The organism is Achromobacter sp. 413638 (assembly GCF_043119405.1).
Classification (GTDB): Bacteria; Pseudomonadota; Gammaproteobacteria; order Burkholderiales; family Burkholderiaceae_B; genus Achromobacter.
This window is the reverse complement of sequence record NZ_JBICCO010000014.1, coordinates 67,114-82,067: the sequence shown is the minus strand read 5'-3', so window position 1 is coordinate 82,067 and position 14,954 is coordinate 67,114. Positions and strand designations below refer to the sequence as shown.

The following is a 14,954-nucleotide window of genomic DNA, read 5'->3' as shown; positions in this document are numbered from 1 at the left end:
ACATGGCCAGACGCAAGCAGGGCGAAGCCGGCGCGACGCGCGATGCGGTGCTCGATGCCGCCGAAAGCGGCTTCCGCCTGCGGGGCGGCGCCCACGCCTCGGTGGAGTCGATCGCGGCGCAGGCCGGCTGGTCGCGCGGCGCGGCGAGCTATCACTTCCGTGGCAAGGCCGAACTGCTGAGGGCGGTCCTGGCCCGGGGGCGCCTGCCGCTGCTGCAGGACCTGCGGCGTCTCGCGCTGGCGCCGGGACCCGTCGTCCCCGCGCTGCTGGCCTGCGCGCAGCGCTGGATGGAGGCGCTGCAGGGCGACCCGCATGCCCGGAACGTCTTCGGCATCCTGGCCTGGGCCTATGACTATGCGGATGACTACGCGGGCATACGCCGCGAGACGCTGGCCCTGGGACTGCGCGAGTTCCGCCTGCTGCGCGGGCTGCTGCGGCGGGCCGAGGCGGCGGGCGAACTGCGCCAGGGCCTGGACGGCCACGAGTGCGCCCGGCTGCTGGCCGCCTGGTGGCTGGGAGCGGCCGCCAGCTGCGTGGCGACGCCTTACCGCAGCGGCGTGGCCGCCAGGCCGCGGTACGCGCGTTCGCTGCGGGTGCTGCATGCGCTGATCGCACGGCCGGACCCGGCCGACGACGCGGCGCCTCCGGCCAATGGCGCGGGCGCGGGCCGGCGCAAGCCGGTCGTGAGACGTACCTTCTTTGGCGGCGCCAGGGCGGCGCCCGGCACGGCGCCGCGCTGACATGCTGTTCCTCACCGCAAGCTACCTGCTGATCTACGTGAACATCGCGGCCGCCGTGCGCCACGTGGGCGGGCGTCTGGACCGCCGCTCGATATGCCTGGGAGCCGGCCATGCGCTGGCGGGCGCGGCGGCCCTGTCGGGGCTGCTGCTCGGCGCCGAGGTGATCGGGCCGCCGGCCTGGGGCGGGCTGCTCCCGGATACGGGAAACCGGGCTCCCCTGGCGTATTTCGTTGCCGGCGCGTTGAGCGTCCTGCTCCTGGCGGCCTCGCTGCGGCGCCCGACCTTTGCCGCGGGCGGGCGCCGCCGCGCCGCGCCGGGCACGGGGCGCTTGTGGCTGGGGGCGATCGCCGGCGTCTATGTCTGCCTGGCCGTCGTGGACCATGCGACCTTCTTCCGCGACCCGAGCGCCACGCGCAAGGTCGCGCCCGCCCTGGCCGGCGAGCAGCGGGCCTGCGTGGGCGATGTGCTGCTGGTGCGCCTGGATGACGACGTTGCCGAGTATCGCTGCCCCACGTCGGTGCTGCTGGGACGGCACTATCGCGAGGTTTTCGCGCCGTGGCCCGGTTATGACGCCGGATCCAGCGTCGCGCTCAAGCGGCAGCTCGACCCGCCGGCGGCCGACGCCCTGCACTGACGACGGACTTTCCCATGGCCAAGATCCTGCTCATCGCCGGCGACCTGACGCAGTCCGACCGGATGGCGGCGTTTCTCGCGCAGCACGATTTCGACCCGGCGCAGGTCAGGCGCGGCGATCTGGCCGTCCAGGCGTTTCGTCGGCATTGCGCCGAGATCGTGGTGCTGGACGCGTCGCCGCCCGGCCGGGATGGGCTGAAAGTCTGCCGCGATCTGCGCGCCCTCTCGGCCGTGCCGATCCTGATGCTCTCCGATATCCGCAACGGCCAGGCGCAAGTCCAGGCCCTGGACGCGGGCGCCGACGACTATGTGGTGAGGCCCGTGTCGCCACATGTGCTGCTGGCGCGGATACGCGCGCTGTTGCGCCGGCGCAATCGGTCGCCGCTGGCGCCGCATCGGCTGGCATTCGGCGAACTGGTCATCGACTGCGAGCAACGCCTGGCCTGGCAGCGCGGCGCCGAGGTGGCCCTGACCACGATGGAATTCGAGGTGCTCTGGGCGCTGGCGAGCGAAGCGGGCAGGGTGCTGTCCCGGCAAGCGCTGATGCTGCGGCTGCGCGGCATCAGCAATTCCGACCAGCGCAGCAACATCGACGCCTGGGTGAGCCGGCTGCGCCGCAAGCTGGAAGCGGACTGGCATGCCTCGTCCCGCATCAAGACGATCCGGGGCGAGGGCTATCTGTTCGTGCCGGAGATCGAAGGCGGCTGAGCCCGGGACGTCAGGCCGGCTTGTCCGACGCCTCGTCCCGCTCGGGATTGCGGGACTGGCGCATCCGCGACAGCTGCACGTTCAGGCGCGGCATCGACGGTTCCAGCCCGGCCTGGTCCAGCCGGCGGCGCAGCCGCAGATTGAAGGCGCGCTGCACTTCCCATTGCCGCAGCGGCGCGGTCTTGAAGCGGAAGCGCAGCACGGCCTGGCCGTTGTCGAAGCTCTCCACGCCCTGCAGTTCCATGGGCGACCAGATGAAGGGATAGATCGTGGGGTCGCCGCGCAGCTCCGCCGCCACTTCGCGGACCAGGGCCACGGCGTCGTCGATCAGCATGGTGGCCGGCACCGGCCAGCGGAACATGGCGTAGCCGAACTCGCGCGAGTAGTTCTTGATGGTCTTGATCTGGCTGAACGGAATCGTGTGCACCACGCCGTCCAGGTCGCGCAGTCGCACGGTGCGGATGGTCAGCCCCTCGACCGTGCCCAGGTGGTTGCCCACATCCACGTAGTCGTCGATGGACAGGGAGTTCTCGATGATGATGAACAGGCCCGTGATCAGGTCCGTGACCAGCGACTGCGCGCCGAAGCCGATGGCCAGGCCGATGACGCCGGCGCCGGCCAGCAGCGGCGTGACGTTCATGCCCATGTTGGCCAGCGCCACGATGATGGCGATCACGGCGATGGTCGCCATGATGGTGTTGCGGATCAGCGGCAGCATGGTCAGCGCGCGGACATTGGCGCGGTTCTTGCCGCTGGTGCCCAGGGCGTGCTGCAAGGCAGTGTCCGTCAGGATCCAGATCAGCCAGGCCACCAGCATGGTGCCGACGAAGCTGGCCGCGCGCGGGCCGAATTGCGAACCGCCGCCCTCCATCAGGCCGGCCAGCGACATGCCCAGCACGCGCAGGCCGATTTCCACGAACAGCAGCAGGTTGGCGATGTAGAGCAGGGTGTAGCCGAAATACCTGAGCTGCCCCCGGTAGGCCATGCGCCGGTTGCCGTCGCGGCCGCCGCGCGCATAGGCGCGGCGGATGACGCCGCCGACGGCCATGCCCACGATCGCCACCAGCGCGCACAGCAGGGCCCGGCGCATGACCTGGCCGCTGTCGTCGGCGGCCGCCACCGTGCTGACCAGCGAGATGCCCACCAGCAGCAGGAACGGCACGAACCACAGCGGTCCGATCAGCCGCAGCAGCTCCTGCAGGCCGTGGCGCGTGGCGCGGCGCTCGCGCGGCTGGTTGCGGATCAGGTGGGTGATGGGGCGTCGAAAGCGCAGCACGAACAGCGCGCTCAGGAGCGCCGCCGTCACGTTGGCCAGCAGGCCCGCGAATTGCGAGACGCCGGGCCCGAACACGCTCATGATTTCCGGATCGTGCAGCGAATCGCCCAGCGCGGCCAGGCTGCCGATCAGCCACAGCGGCGGCAGCGCGCGCCGGTGCAGGATGTCCAGCGCCCGGGTGCGGTGCGGGCCGTCCAGCAGCGTCAGGCAGATCAGCGACAGCGACGAGAACAGCGCGCCGGCCAGCAGCACATAGGCCAGCACCAGCGCGCCGAGCTGTCCCACGGAATCGGGCATGGCGACGGACAGGTACAGCGTGATCACGAAGGCGATGGCCCAGGGCGCCAGCTGCACCGCCGCCATCCACAGCAGCTGCCTGGGCTGCGACCGGCTGGGCGGAGTACTGGCTGCCTCGCGGCGGCGTCCCAGGCGTCGGGTGATCCAGCGCAGGCCCAGCGCCAGGCCCGCCCAGATCGCCGTGACGATCAGGAAGTCCCGGATCAGCGACGGCCATTCGCGCCAGGCGGGCAGGCCGGTTGTGATCTCGGTCCGCGCCTGCCGGTACAGCGTGCTCCAGCGCGCCACCGGGCTGTTGGGGCCGTCGAGCTGTTTCTCCAGGCTTTCGGCGGCTTCCCGAATGAAGGCGAGGATGCCGCCCTGGGCTGTCTGCGTATCCTGCTTGGTGGCGTCGCGCAATTGCTTCAGGCGGTTCAGCAGTTCCGTGCGCGTCTTGTCGTTTTCCAGCGTCTGGATGACCTGGTCGAGCGATTGCTTCAGTTGCGCGTTGTCGACCGGTTTTTCGGCGCTGGCTCCGGTCAGCGCGCCCAGCGGGCCGGGCAGGGCGGCGGAGGCGGTCGTGGCGAGGTTCAGGCCCAGGACGAACAGGAACAGCGACAGGCAGTGTAAGAGGGCGGAACGGGTCCAGGCGCGCACGATTGCTTCCGTATTGATGATAGGGACAGGTTTTATCGGAGTATTGGATGGGCCGCAAGGGCGGCTCCGGCCCGCGCGCCGGACAATGCCAAGCCCAGGCTTGGAAAAAGGCGGCGGCGGGCCGACGCCGCCGCGCCCCACAGATCTTCACAGATGAACACAAGTCTCCCGCACAAATGCGCCGGGGCCGGACGCACAATGCGCTCAGTCATGGCCGGGGCGCGCGGGAACGCGGGCGGTCGCGGCCGACTTCTCCCGCTTACAGAGGATGCCCATCATGCCGACCTTACATCGTATGCAGACCCTTGCCGTCGCCGCCTTGCTCTGCGCGACGGCGGCCGTCTCGGCCGCGCCCGTCGCGCCCGAGGTTCCCCCGGACACGCCCAAGCCCGTCGTGGTGCGGACCGACGACGCGCCGCAAGGCGCGGCCGCGCCGGCCGCTTCGCGGGAAGGCTTGCGCATCGGGCTGTCGGATAGCGGCACCAAGCTGGTGCTGCCCTGGTTCGTCACGGAACTGACCGACGCGGTCAATCAGGGCAAGTCGGCCGGCGATACCGCCAAGGCGCTGGCGCAAGGCTTCTGAGGGAGCTTGCGGCGGGGACAGGTCTGGCCCCGCCGTCTTCAGGCAGGCCGCCGGTTTCCCGTGGCCGCTAGCTGGTCGGCCGGTGAGCCGGCCGTTCGCCGATCCGCTGCGAGAATCGCAACAGATAGCCGTCCGGATCCTGGACCAGGAACTGGCGCACGCCGATTTCAATCGCATCGCTGCGGTACCAGCGCTCCTGCTGTTCCCGATACAGAGGCCAGCCTGCGGCGGCCAGGCGCTCCAGCAGCGGTTCGACCGCTCGCACCGTGATCTCGAAGTTGATGCCACGGCCGCGCGGCCCTTCCAGCGGCGCGGTGATCCAGTTGTCGTCGCCGCGCACTTCCTCCAGCATGAATTGCGCGCCTTCCAGATCCAGGTAGACGAAGCCTTCATCTTCCCGGCGGTAGACGATTTCAAATCCACATAGATCCATCCAGAACGCCAGGCTGCGCGACAGGTCGCTCACCAGCAGTTCGGGCACCATGCGGGCGCGGCATCGTTCGGTCATGACGGCTGTCTCCTTGCATCAGCGCTGCCATTGAACCACGCGGGGACGTCGACCCCGCCCCGCAGGCATCCGGGTCACGTTCCGTTCATGACGGCTTGTCGGCGGATCGGGGGGAAAGATCTGGATGGCCAGCGGTCACGGCCGGGGCCGGCGTAGCGCGCGCAGGACGGATTCTAGCGCGATGCGCAGGCGCGCGTGGACGCCGCCGTCTTCCAGGTAGCGCAGGCCGGCGGCGGTATAGCTGCCCGGCGCGGCGACGTCCCGGGAGATCGCGCGCGGCCGCAGGTCCGGCCTGGCCAGGCACAGTTCGGCGGCGCCGCGCGCGTGATGCAGCACGGCGGTCCGCGCCGCCTCCGGCGCAAGGCCCTGCGCCTCCAGGCCGCTGATCAGGCTGTCGAACAACGAGTAGAACCATCCGTGCGCGCAGGTGGCGGCCGTCAACGCGTCGAACGCGGCCTCATCGGCGGCGACGATGACCTGACCCAGCGCGGACAGCAAGGCTTGCGCCCGCGTGTCGCCGGGATAGAGCGGAATCGCGCCCACGCCGGCCTCGACCGAAATGCCGGGCATGAAGCGCCGCACGGAGACGTCGCCGCCTAGCAGGGCGGCAAGGTCGGCGACGCTGGCGGCGGCCACGGCGGACAGGACCAGGTGGCGGGCGGTCAGCGGCAGGTCCGCCGCCGCGCCAGGCAGGTCCGCCGGCCGGCAGGCCAGGATGATCTGCCGGCAGCGGGATGCCAGCCCGGCCTTGTCGGGCGCGATCTCGCAGCCCCAGTCCCGCGTCAGTTCGAGGGCGATGCCGCGGCTCCTGGGCAGAAGCAGGATGGGGCGGTCGACGCCGGCGCGGCGCAGTCCCTTGACCAGATGGGCGGCGAGCTGGCCCACGCCCAGGATGCCCAGGGGGGCGTCGGTGTCAGCATTCATGGGCATCCTCATGGCGCTTCCAGGACAGGTAGGCATTCAGCGCCGGCCGCAACAGCGGCTGCGGCGGGACGCGGGCGGGCTGGCGCCAACCGCCCGGCGCCAGCCCGTCCGTGGGCAGGCCCAGCGTGATGCGCGCCGCCAGCATGCCGTTGAATGTGCCTCGCACCGTACCCAGTCCGTTCTGGCAGCAGGCGGTGACGACCCCGGTCTCGACCTCGGCCACCGCGGAGCCGGCGTTGGTGGACAGGCATAGCCGCCCCGCCCAGGAGTGTGACAGCGTCACATCCTTCAGGACGGGATAGCGGCGTTGGATGCCGATGCGGTGTTCCCGCTGCGCGCGGGCCAGCAGCCTGGCGGAGGCCGCTCCTAGCCCCGTGGCCTTGAACAGGCTGCGGAAAAAGAGTCGGTCGCCGCCGTAGAGGGCGCCGCGCACCCGCCGCACGGTGGAGCCGTGCGGCGCGGCGGGCGTGAGGGACCAGGCCGCCTCGCCGCCCAGCGCGCGCGCCTGGCCGGCGGATAGCGGCGCCGTGATGGACGCGAAGGTGGTGATGTCCATCAGCTGGCGTCGGTAGTGGCCGAAGGCGCGCACATGACCGTTGGTAGCCAGGATGATCCTGCCGGCGCGGATCGTCCCCGCCGCCGTGCGCGCGGCGAGGCCGGGCACGTACTCCAGCGCCAGCACCGGCGTGCATTCCAGCACGCGCACGCCATCGCGCCACAGGCCGAGCGCCAGGCTCTTGATGTAGGCGGCCGGCTGGATCATGACCGTGCCGGGTGTATGCACGCCGCCTGTGTAGTACGGACTTCCCGTGATCCGGGCGAGATCGTCGCCGTCCAGTTCGGTGCAGGGTTCACCCAGCTTGCGCAGATGGGCCGCGTAGCGCCTGGCCAGCGCCAGGCTGCGCTCGGAGCAAGCCGCGTTGATCTTGCCGCTCCGGACCATGATGCCTTGCTCGAAGTCGTAATCGGCCGCCGCCGCCAGGGCGAAATCGATGGCAAGGCGGTTCTCGCGCATCGTCTGCCGGTCGGCATGGGCTTCACCGGCGTAGTCGTCGGAGCCCAGGTCGTGGGTGACGTCGATCATGAAGCCGGCATTGCGCCCGGCGGCGCCTTGCCCGACGCGCAAGGCCTCCAGCACGATGATGCGGGCGCCGGGCTGGTCCAGCCGCAGCGCGCGCGCCGCCGACAGGCCTGCGTAGCCCGCTCCGATCACCAGGAAATCACAGGACTCGTCCCGTTCCAGGCTGGGAAACAGGCGCTGCGGGCGGAAACAGGCGTCCCAGGCGCTGAGACCCGTTTCGCCGGGCAAGGCCGTCACGACGGCGCTCATGCGCCGTCCCGCTGGCGGCACACATAGAGCCCGCGGCGTGACGACAGACCGACCGGATCGAAGACGCATTCGAGGCCGGCGTGTTCGAAGGCGTCGCGGTAGTCCTCGTTCGAGAACAGGCTCATCCGATGCTCTTCGACGAAGTAGCGCACATCGTCCGGCCCGCCGGCCAGGTAGTGCAGCCACAAGGTCAGCTTGTCGCCGTCCACGCGGTGGCGCGCGATGCGGGCGATTTCCAGGCCGTCCGCGCAGACCAGCTGGGAGGACTGGAACGCGCCGAGCTGCTGGGCCGAGAGCCAGGGCTCCACCACGATGACGCCGCCCGGCGCCAGGTGATCGCTGAAGGTGTGCATCGTCCGGCGCAGGGCATCCGCGTCGGGCAGGTAGCCGATGGAGCTGAACAGGCAGACGATGGCGTCGTAGGAGGCGTCGAGCGAGAAGTCCTCCATGGAGTGCAGGTGGTAGGCGCCGGGCCGGGGGCGTCCGGCGGTCTTGCGCCGAGCGATCTCCAGGAAGGTCGCGTTGTTGTCCAGCCCGTCGACCTGATAGCGCGGATCGAAGTGCAGGCCGTGCTCGTGGCTGCCGCAGGCCACGTCCAGCACGCGGTCCGCCCGCGGGCAGTGCCGGGCAATCAGCGCCTGCAGCGCCGCGACATCGTCGCGGTACGGGCGCTGGCTGTAGAAGGCGTCGTAATAGCGGGCGCTCAGCTCAAACTGTTCGTTCATGGGAGGCTTCCGTCTTGGTTCGATCAGGATTGGGAGCGGTCGTCAGCAGGCCGGCCATGGCCACGGTCCCGGCGGCTAGGACGGCGTATACCGCGCCCAGCGAGCCGCCGTTGTCGGCCCAGGTGCCGATCGACCAATTGGCCAGGCCGCTGGCCAGGCCGAAGGCCGCCAGGCCCATCGCGTCGATGCGCATCGTTTCGGCGGGCGCGAAGAAAAAGCTGATGTACGCCGCGATCAGGCCCCAGAACGGATTCAGCGCGATGCCGTGTCCGATGCCGGCCAGCGAGATGTAGGAGGAACTGGGTGCGAAGGAAAGGAAGGCGCAGGCCACGGCGAACGCCAGGAATATGACGGCGATGATCTTGCGGTAGTCGTAACGGTCGGCAAAGCTGCCGATGCAGAGGCCTGACAGCGCGCCGGTAATGCCCAGCACTTGCCAGACCGCGCTGGACACGGCCTCCGGCCGCCCGATTTCATTGGTGAGATAGGCGCTCAGGTAGGTGGTGAACGGCACGGCCGTGGCACCCAGCAGGCCGGACAGGGCGATGGCCAGGCTGGCCACGCGCGGCTGCCTGCCGGCCCAGCGTGGCACGGGGGGCGTGGCGGGCGCCGCGCGCGCGGATGCGCTGGCGGCTTCCTCCTTCATCAGCGGCAGCAGCACAGCCAATCCCACCAGGGTGAAGGCCGCGCCTACACTCCAGAACCAGTCCGGCGGCATCAACTTCGTGCCGTATCCGGTCATCAGGCCGATCGTCAGCATGCCCCATGATCCGCCGCTGGCGCCCAGCGTCAGTATCAGCGCGCGCCGCTGGATCCTCGCCAGCCCGTTCACGAAGCCCACCGCGCTGCTCCAACTGACGGCGGAAGCCATGCCCAGCGGGATGAACGCCGCCAGCATGGCATACGGACCGGGAGCCAGCGGCAGCAGCGCCAGCAGCATCGCGCAGCACGATACCGACAGCACGAACCAGCGTTTCGCCGGCAGGCGGCGGCCGAAGGCGCCGAGCAGCAACGCGCCCGTCATGTAGGCAGTATTGAGCGTGGCCGAGGCCATGCCGGCAAAGGTGTAGTCAAAACCATGGCGGGCCTGCAGCGTGGGCAAGATGGCGCCGAACAGAAACAGGCCATAGCCGTGCGTGCCCATCATCACCAGGGCGATGCCCAGCGGAAGCGAGATCTTCATGACGCGCCCGCCGCTCTGTCGCGCACAAGGTTCGCTACCACGGCCAGCATGAAGTCCAGCGTGCGTCCATCCTTGTCCTCGGAAGGATTGAACTCCGAAATTTCCAGGCCCACGCAGCGGCGGTCGCGCAGCAGGCGGCGAAGGCCGGGAAGCAGCGCGTCGCTGCGCAGCCCGTTCGGGGAAGGCGTGCTGACCCCGGGGGCATCGCCGGGTTCGATGCCGTCCAGGTCCAGTGTGACGCCGAAGCCGGCGGGCGCGCGTCCGACGATCTCCAGCGCGTCGTCCAGAACGCGTTCCAGCCCTCGGGACCGGACCTCACCCATATAGAAGACGCGCACGTCCAGCGTGCGCAGCAGGGCCGCTTCCTCCGGCTCGAAATCGCGGGTCCCGATCAGGCAGACGCGATCCGGGCGCAGCTTGGCACGCGGCGACAGCAGGCCCGTCAGGCCCGGATCGCCATGGCCGAGCAATGCCGCCAGGGGCATGCCGTGTACATAGCCATTGGGGCTGGTGAAGGGCGTGTGGCTGTCCATGTGCGCGTCTATCCACACCAGTCCGATATCGCCGCGCGGCTGATGCGCCTGCGCGATGCCTGACCAGTAGCCGGCCGCGGCTGAGTGGTCGCCGCCGATCAGCACTGGAAAGCCTCCGCGCAGGGCTGCGGCGCGAGCATCGGCCGCGAGGCCCGCGGCCAGGCCGGTGACGGCCCGTAGGGCCTCCTGGGGGCCGATCTGGGAAAAGGGGCGGCTGTCTTCGATCCAGCTGTCCCAGCTGATGTCGCGGGCGAGCGCCGGCAGTGTCGACAGCGCCTCGCGGAAGACCGATGGGCCATCGCGGCTGCCGGCGAACTGGCCCGCGATGCCGCAGGCGTAGGCCAGCATCCGCAGCGCGGGCGCGTCAAAGACGGGTGAGTTCATGGGCAAAGACATGCAGAAATTCCTCGACCAGGGCAGGGGGGATGTTGAGGGGCGGGGCCAGGCGGATGGTGTGCTCATCCACGTTTTTGCACAGCACGCCGCGCTCGAGCAGCGCATGGGCCAGGCGCCCGGCGGGGGCGTCGGCGCCGGCCAGCTCCACGCCGATCATCAGGCCGCGGCCGCGCACGTCGCGCAGCGCGTCGCCAGCGACGGCCTGCAAGCCGGCCTTCAGCGCGCCGCCGGTTTCCCGGGACCGTTGGCAAAGCTGTTCGTCTTCCATCACACAGAGCGCTTCGTGGCCCACCGCAGCCGCCAGAGGATAGCCGCCGAACGTGCTGCCGTGGTCTCCCGGGCGGAACACGTCCATCACGTCGCGCCGCGCCAGGAACAGGGAAACCGGGACCATGCCGCCGCCCAGCGCCTTGCCAAGCACAACGCCGTCGGGACGCGCATCGTCCTCCTGGCACGCGAGCACGTGGCCGGCGCGTCCCAGTCCGGTCTGTATCTCGTCGGCGATGAAGAGCACGTTGTGGCGGCGGCACAGGTCCGCGCATGCCCGCAGATAGCCCGGCGGCGGCACGATGATGCCGGCCTCGCCCTGGATGGGCTCGACCAGGAATGCCGCGGTGTGTGGCCCGATGGCCGCCGCCAGCGCATCGGCGTCGCCGAACGGGATGTTCCTGAATCCGCCCAGGTACGGTCCGTAGCCCGCGCGCGCCCGGTCGGAAGAGGACATGGAAATGACGCCCGTGGTCCTGCCGTGGAAATTGCGCGCGCAGCAGATGATCTCGGCCTTGCCGTCGGGCACGCCCTTGACCTCGTAGGCCCATTTCCGCGCGGCCTTCAACGCGGTTTCCACCGCTTCGGCGCCGGAGTTCATGGGCAGGGCGCGATCCATGCCGGTGGTTTCGCAGGCCTTCTGCAGGAACGCCCCGAGCTTGTCGTTATGGAATGCCCGCGAGACGACGCCAAGCGTGCAGGCCTGCTCGGTCAGGGCTCGCACGATACGGGGATGGCAGTGCCCGAGATTGGCGGCCGAGTAGGCGCCCATGAAGTCCAGGTAACGCTTGCCTTCAATGTCCCAGGCTTCGGCGCCCAGGCCCCTGGACAGGACGACGGGCAGGCTGGCGTAGTTGTCCGCGCTCCAGCGCTTTTCCTGGGCGATGCATTGATCGGCGCGGCGCACGTCAAGCGCTCCTGCGGACGGCGTGGACCGTCTCGCGGTAGCTGCGGATGCTGCTGTCCAGCATGTCCAGGCCCTGGGCGATCCTGTCGCGCTCCTGTCCGAGCGGGATGCGGATGGATTGCGAGCGCATGCCGGAGTAGTTCCGGGAGGTGGCCAGGATCAGCCCGTAGCGCGCCAGCGCGAAATCGGCGAAGGCCTCGACGTCATCGACATCGCTGTGGGCCATCACCTGCGTGCCGGCCGAGCAGGTCTCGAACTCCAGCCCTGGAATCGCGCGCAGCATGTCGAACACGGCGCCGCGCGCTGCGTCCACATGGGCGACTAGCGGTCCGTTGCTGCGGGATACGATCTCGGCGGCACGCACCTGGGCGTCGGAGCAGACGGCGACGCATTCGCGTTCGAGGTCTCCGGTCAGCTGGGCGACGTCCTTGGCGGCCGCGACGATCCAGCCGATCCGCAAGCCGGGGGCGCCGAAATTCTTGCTGACCGAATTGAGAACGGCGACATGCTCGCAGTCGGGCTGGCGCGGCAGGTGGCAGCACTGGCCGTCAAAGACGAAATCCTCATACACCGCGTCGACGATGACGCGTGCGCCGTGCATGCCGGCGCGGTCGATGAGCGCCTGCAGGGAGGCGGCCGGCAGGACCGAGCCGGTGGGATTATGAGGGGTGTTCACGTAGATGGCGGCCACGTCGTCCGACAGCGTGCTGCTCATCCAGTCGACCAGGTCGGTGCCGACGGGGCAGTGCCTGACGATGTAGCCGCGCGCCTGCATCAGGGCGGTTATGCCGATGAAGGCCGGCGATTGGCAAAGGATCGTTGGCCGCCGAGGATCCAGCAGACCCAGCAGCAGGGACAGGCCTTGCGTGGCGCCGTTGGTGACGAGGATGTTCCGGGTCGTCAGCGTGCCGTCCTCCTCGCCCGCCCGCGCGTTCTCGCGCTCTAGCAGAAGCCGCAGCAGCGTTTCGTCGCCCTCGGCCGGGGCGTAGTGGAAGATGTCCGGCTGCGCGCGTTCGTGCAGCTCGGGCCGGAAGCGCGCCGGCCAGACCGGCACATTCTCGACCAGGTTGATGGCCCGTATCCGGTTCCGGCTGGCGTAGGCCAGGCGCTGCGACAGGAACGACAGCGGCGAGTGTTCGCTGGTGATCCGCATGTCAGCTCCTTCTCTTGAGCAGGTAGCCGATCTCGAGCCGGGTGGAGTCCACTGCTTCGTCCGGATAGTCATGGTTGACGATCTTCAGACCGGCTTCCTCGTACAGGCTTTGCCACCAGGCATCGGTCATGAGCCGCTGCTCGGTGAATTCGTGGATCAGGTAGTACGGGTTGTAGTAGGCCTTGGCCAGCCCGTGTTCCATGATGGTCGGATTGGCGGCCTGGTTGTCCACCTCGATGACGATCAGGTTTATCGCCGGATAGCGGGCGGTCACGGTCTTCAGGAAGTCGATGACGCCGGCCTTGCCTTCCTGGCCCAGGATCTCATGCAGCACGAAACCCAGCACCATGACGTCCGGCTTCAGGTCTTCCTTGCCTTCCAGGAAGTCGCGCACGCTCTTGTTGATGACCTTGATGCGGTCGGACAGTCCTTCCGCGGCGATGATGCGTTCCGCCGAGAGACAGGCATCGCGGCTGGGCTCAACGCCATAGGCGCGCAGTTGCGGCATGGTCTTGCAGAATTCGACCAGGTACATGGCGTTGCCGCAGCCCAGGTCCAGCAGCGTCCTGGCTGGCGTGTCCATCTTTGCCATCAGGCGCTGGGTAAGTGGAATCGCGTCGTAATGGCTGATGCCGCAGCTGCCGATGCCGACCTTGCCGACGTCCCGCGTGGCCCACTTGCCTTGGCCTTTCAGGCACTCGCCCACCTGGACGAAGGTCTCGGTGTAGCCGCCGACCAGCATGGTGTACCAGGCCGAATATCGGCCCAGCAGGCGCGCCTTGTCGGTCAGGGCATACACGCCCTTGTCGTGCGAGACGATGTTCTCGTTGCGCAGGTAGCCCAGCAGGCCGCCGAGTCGGGCGCGCTCGAGGTCCAGGCTGCGCGACAGCGTGTCCAGATCGCATTCTCCCGCTTCCAGCTTTCGGTAGACGCCGGTCTCGAAGAAGTGGTTGACGCAGATGGCCAGCGTCATCTGGCGGATGGGTTCCAGCGCGGCAACAAGATCTTGCTCGATGTTCATCATGGAGGTCCTTGATAGGTAGGGACGTGATGGGATAGGCGCCGCAGGCGCCGTTGTGCCAGGCATGCCGCGCCGAGGGCGCGGCGCGGTCAGTTCAAGAGCAGGCGGCCGTCTTCATCCACCGGCTTCCACTCTTCCTTGAGCTCGGTATTGCCATCGGCGCAGGAGATGAGTCCGGGGTAGAACACCCGCTTGCCGCGTTCGTAGTCGCCGCCGTAGGGATTGGCGACGCTGCCGAACCAGCGTTCGTCGCGCTGGTCGTCCCGCAGCTGATAGCGGGTGTCGGAACTCAGGCGGCAACGGCCGCCGGGGTGGTTGTTGTCCAGCGCGCCATGCACCATGTGGCCGCTGAAGCACAGGACGTCGCCTGGCTCGAAATGGGTCGAGAGCCAGCGTCCGCCCAGCCGCGCCTGGAGCGCGACGGGGTCGCGTTCCAGCCAGCCCAGGCGTTGCTTCGCCGCGTCGGTGGCGAAGTATCCATCCAGCGCCGCGTGGCGATGGCTGTTTTCCAGGATGATCAGGGGGCCGTTCTCCAGCGGCACGTCGCCCAGCGGAATCCACGAGGTCCAGACGCGCCGCGTGCCGCGGCCGATGTATGGGATGTCGGCATGTATGCCACAGCCTTCACCGGTTCGCATCATGCGGGGCCAGCGGAAGTCGAAAGGCACGACGGGGCCGCCCATCAGGTCGGCATACAGCGCCAGCAGGTTGGGGTGGAGTACCACGCGTTCATAGCACGCGCCGGTGCGCAGCGAGGTGACGAAGGCATCCAAGTTGATCTGGGTGATGTAGCTGGAGCCGCGCAGCACGCCGTCCATGACGTCGTGGCGGGTGTTGTCGATTTCGCCGACGGTGGCGTATTTCAGCAGGATCTCCCGCCGCGCCTCCAGGACCGTGGAAGGCGGTATGAGTCGCCGGATGAACAGGTAGCCGTTTTCCTCGGCCCGCCGTTTCAGCGCGATCGGGTCGCGCAAGAGATCGTTGGATGCCTGCAGTTCGCCAAAGTAGCTGGCCTGGGCATCCACCGGATGCCCGTTGCAGGTCAGAGCTTGACTAGCCATTGTGCCCACTCTCCTCTTAATTGAAGCCGGATTAAGGAGGAACGGAGGCCCGCACGCATTGACACCATACGGC

At 69.0% G+C, this 14,954-nt stretch carries 15 protein-coding genes; 4 read left to right on the top strand and 11 right to left on the bottom strand.

Annotated elements, in window-relative coordinates; genetic code table 11:
- The first annotated feature begins 2 nt into the window (after positions 1-2).
- From ACEU5R_RS08475 to ACEU5R_RS08465, 3 genes are read left to right on the top strand one after another with little or no spacing between them, the layout of a single operon-like run.
- Entirely contained in the window at positions 3-740 is a 738-nt protein-coding gene (locus tag ACEU5R_RS08475) for a TetR family transcriptional regulator (RefSeq protein WP_392409823.1), read from the top strand.
- A gap of 1 nt (position 741) precedes the next feature.
- Complete coding sequence (locus ACEU5R_RS08470; RefSeq protein WP_392409822.1) at positions 742-1,374, top strand: hypothetical protein; 633 nt, start codon at positions 742-744, stop codon at positions 1,372-1,374.
- Positions 1,375-1,388: 14 nt separating this feature from the next.
- On the top strand, positions 1,389-2,081 hold the full coding sequence (locus ACEU5R_RS08465; protein WP_392409821.1) for a winged helix-turn-helix domain-containing protein: 693 nt from the start codon (positions 1,389-1,391) through the stop codon (positions 2,079-2,081).
- Positions 2,082-2,091: 10 nt separating this feature from the next.
- On the opposite strand, the gene ACEU5R_RS08460 is transcribed toward ACEU5R_RS08465, so the two are convergent.
- Entirely contained in the window at positions 2,092-4,290 is a 2,199-nt protein-coding gene (locus ACEU5R_RS08460) for a mechanosensitive ion channel family protein (RefSeq protein ID WP_392409820.1), read from the bottom strand.
- A 277-nt stretch (positions 4,291-4,567) separates the two neighbouring features.
- Between ACEU5R_RS08460 and ACEU5R_RS08455 the strand changes: the two genes are divergently transcribed.
- Complete coding sequence (locus tag ACEU5R_RS08455; protein ID WP_392409819.1) at positions 4,568-4,873, top strand: hypothetical protein; 306 nt, start codon at positions 4,568-4,570, stop codon at positions 4,871-4,873.
- Positions 4,874-4,940: 67 nt separating this feature from the next.
- Here the strand turns inward: ACEU5R_RS08455 and ACEU5R_RS08450 are convergent, their stop codons facing one another.
- From ACEU5R_RS08450 to ACEU5R_RS08405, 10 genes are all read right to left on the bottom strand, one after another.
- The gene (locus ACEU5R_RS08450; RefSeq protein ID WP_103275639.1) at positions 4,941-5,381 is read right to left on the bottom strand and encodes a VOC family protein; all 441 of its coding nucleotides are present in this window, start codon (positions 5,379-5,381) and stop codon (positions 4,941-4,943) included.
- A 135-nt stretch (positions 5,382-5,516) separates the two neighbouring features.
- Positions 5,517-6,305 (bottom strand): pyrroline-5-carboxylate reductase family protein, encoded by a 789-nt coding sequence (locus ACEU5R_RS08445; protein ID WP_392409818.1) that lies wholly within the window; start codon positions 6,303-6,305, stop codon positions 5,517-5,519.
- A complete protein-coding gene (locus ACEU5R_RS08440; RefSeq protein WP_392409817.1) occupies positions 6,295-7,635 on the bottom strand; it encodes an NAD(P)/FAD-dependent oxidoreductase in 1,341 nt (446 codons plus the stop codon). The genes ACEU5R_RS08445 and ACEU5R_RS08440 overlap by 11 nt, the downstream gene beginning before the upstream one ends.
- Positions 7,632-8,360, bottom strand: coding sequence for a class I SAM-dependent methyltransferase (locus tag ACEU5R_RS08435; protein WP_392409816.1), 729 nt, complete (start codon positions 8,358-8,360; stop codon positions 7,632-7,634). Before ACEU5R_RS08435 ends, ACEU5R_RS08440 begins: the two co-directional genes overlap by 4 nt.
- Positions 8,344-9,543: an MFS transporter gene (locus tag ACEU5R_RS08430; RefSeq protein WP_392409814.1), complete on the bottom strand. Its 1,200-nt coding sequence runs from the start codon at positions 9,541-9,543 to the stop codon at positions 8,344-8,346. The genes ACEU5R_RS08435 and ACEU5R_RS08430 overlap by 17 nt, the downstream gene beginning before the upstream one ends.
- Positions 9,540-10,472, bottom strand: a complete 933-nt coding sequence (locus ACEU5R_RS08425) for an arginase (protein ID WP_392409813.1) — start codon at positions 10,470-10,472, stop codon at positions 9,540-9,542. Before ACEU5R_RS08425 ends, ACEU5R_RS08430 begins: the two co-directional genes overlap by 4 nt.
- Positions 10,441-11,646 carry an ornithine--oxo-acid transaminase gene (rocD, locus tag ACEU5R_RS08420; RefSeq protein ID WP_103275634.1) on the bottom strand — a complete coding sequence of 402 codons (1,206 nt, stop codon included), beginning with the start codon at positions 11,644-11,646 and terminating at the stop codon, positions 10,441-10,443. Before rocD ends, ACEU5R_RS08425 begins: the two co-directional genes overlap by 32 nt.
- Before the next feature lies 1 nt (position 11,647).
- The gene (locus ACEU5R_RS08415; protein ID WP_158658481.1) at positions 11,648-12,799 is read right to left on the bottom strand and encodes an aminotransferase class I/II-fold pyridoxal phosphate-dependent enzyme; all 1,152 of its coding nucleotides are present in this window, start codon (positions 12,797-12,799) and stop codon (positions 11,648-11,650) included.
- Between the two features lies 1 nt (position 12,800).
- Complete coding sequence (locus tag ACEU5R_RS08410) at positions 12,801-13,820, bottom strand: 2-ketoarginine methyltransferase (protein ID WP_392409812.1); 1,020 nt, start codon at positions 13,818-13,820, stop codon at positions 12,801-12,803.
- A gap of 89 nt (positions 13,821-13,909) precedes the next feature.
- The gene (locus ACEU5R_RS08405) at positions 13,910-14,881 is read right to left on the bottom strand and encodes a phytanoyl-CoA dioxygenase family protein (protein WP_158658480.1); all 972 of its coding nucleotides are present in this window, start codon (positions 14,879-14,881) and stop codon (positions 13,910-13,912) included.
- Positions 14,882-14,954 lie beyond the last annotated feature (73 nt).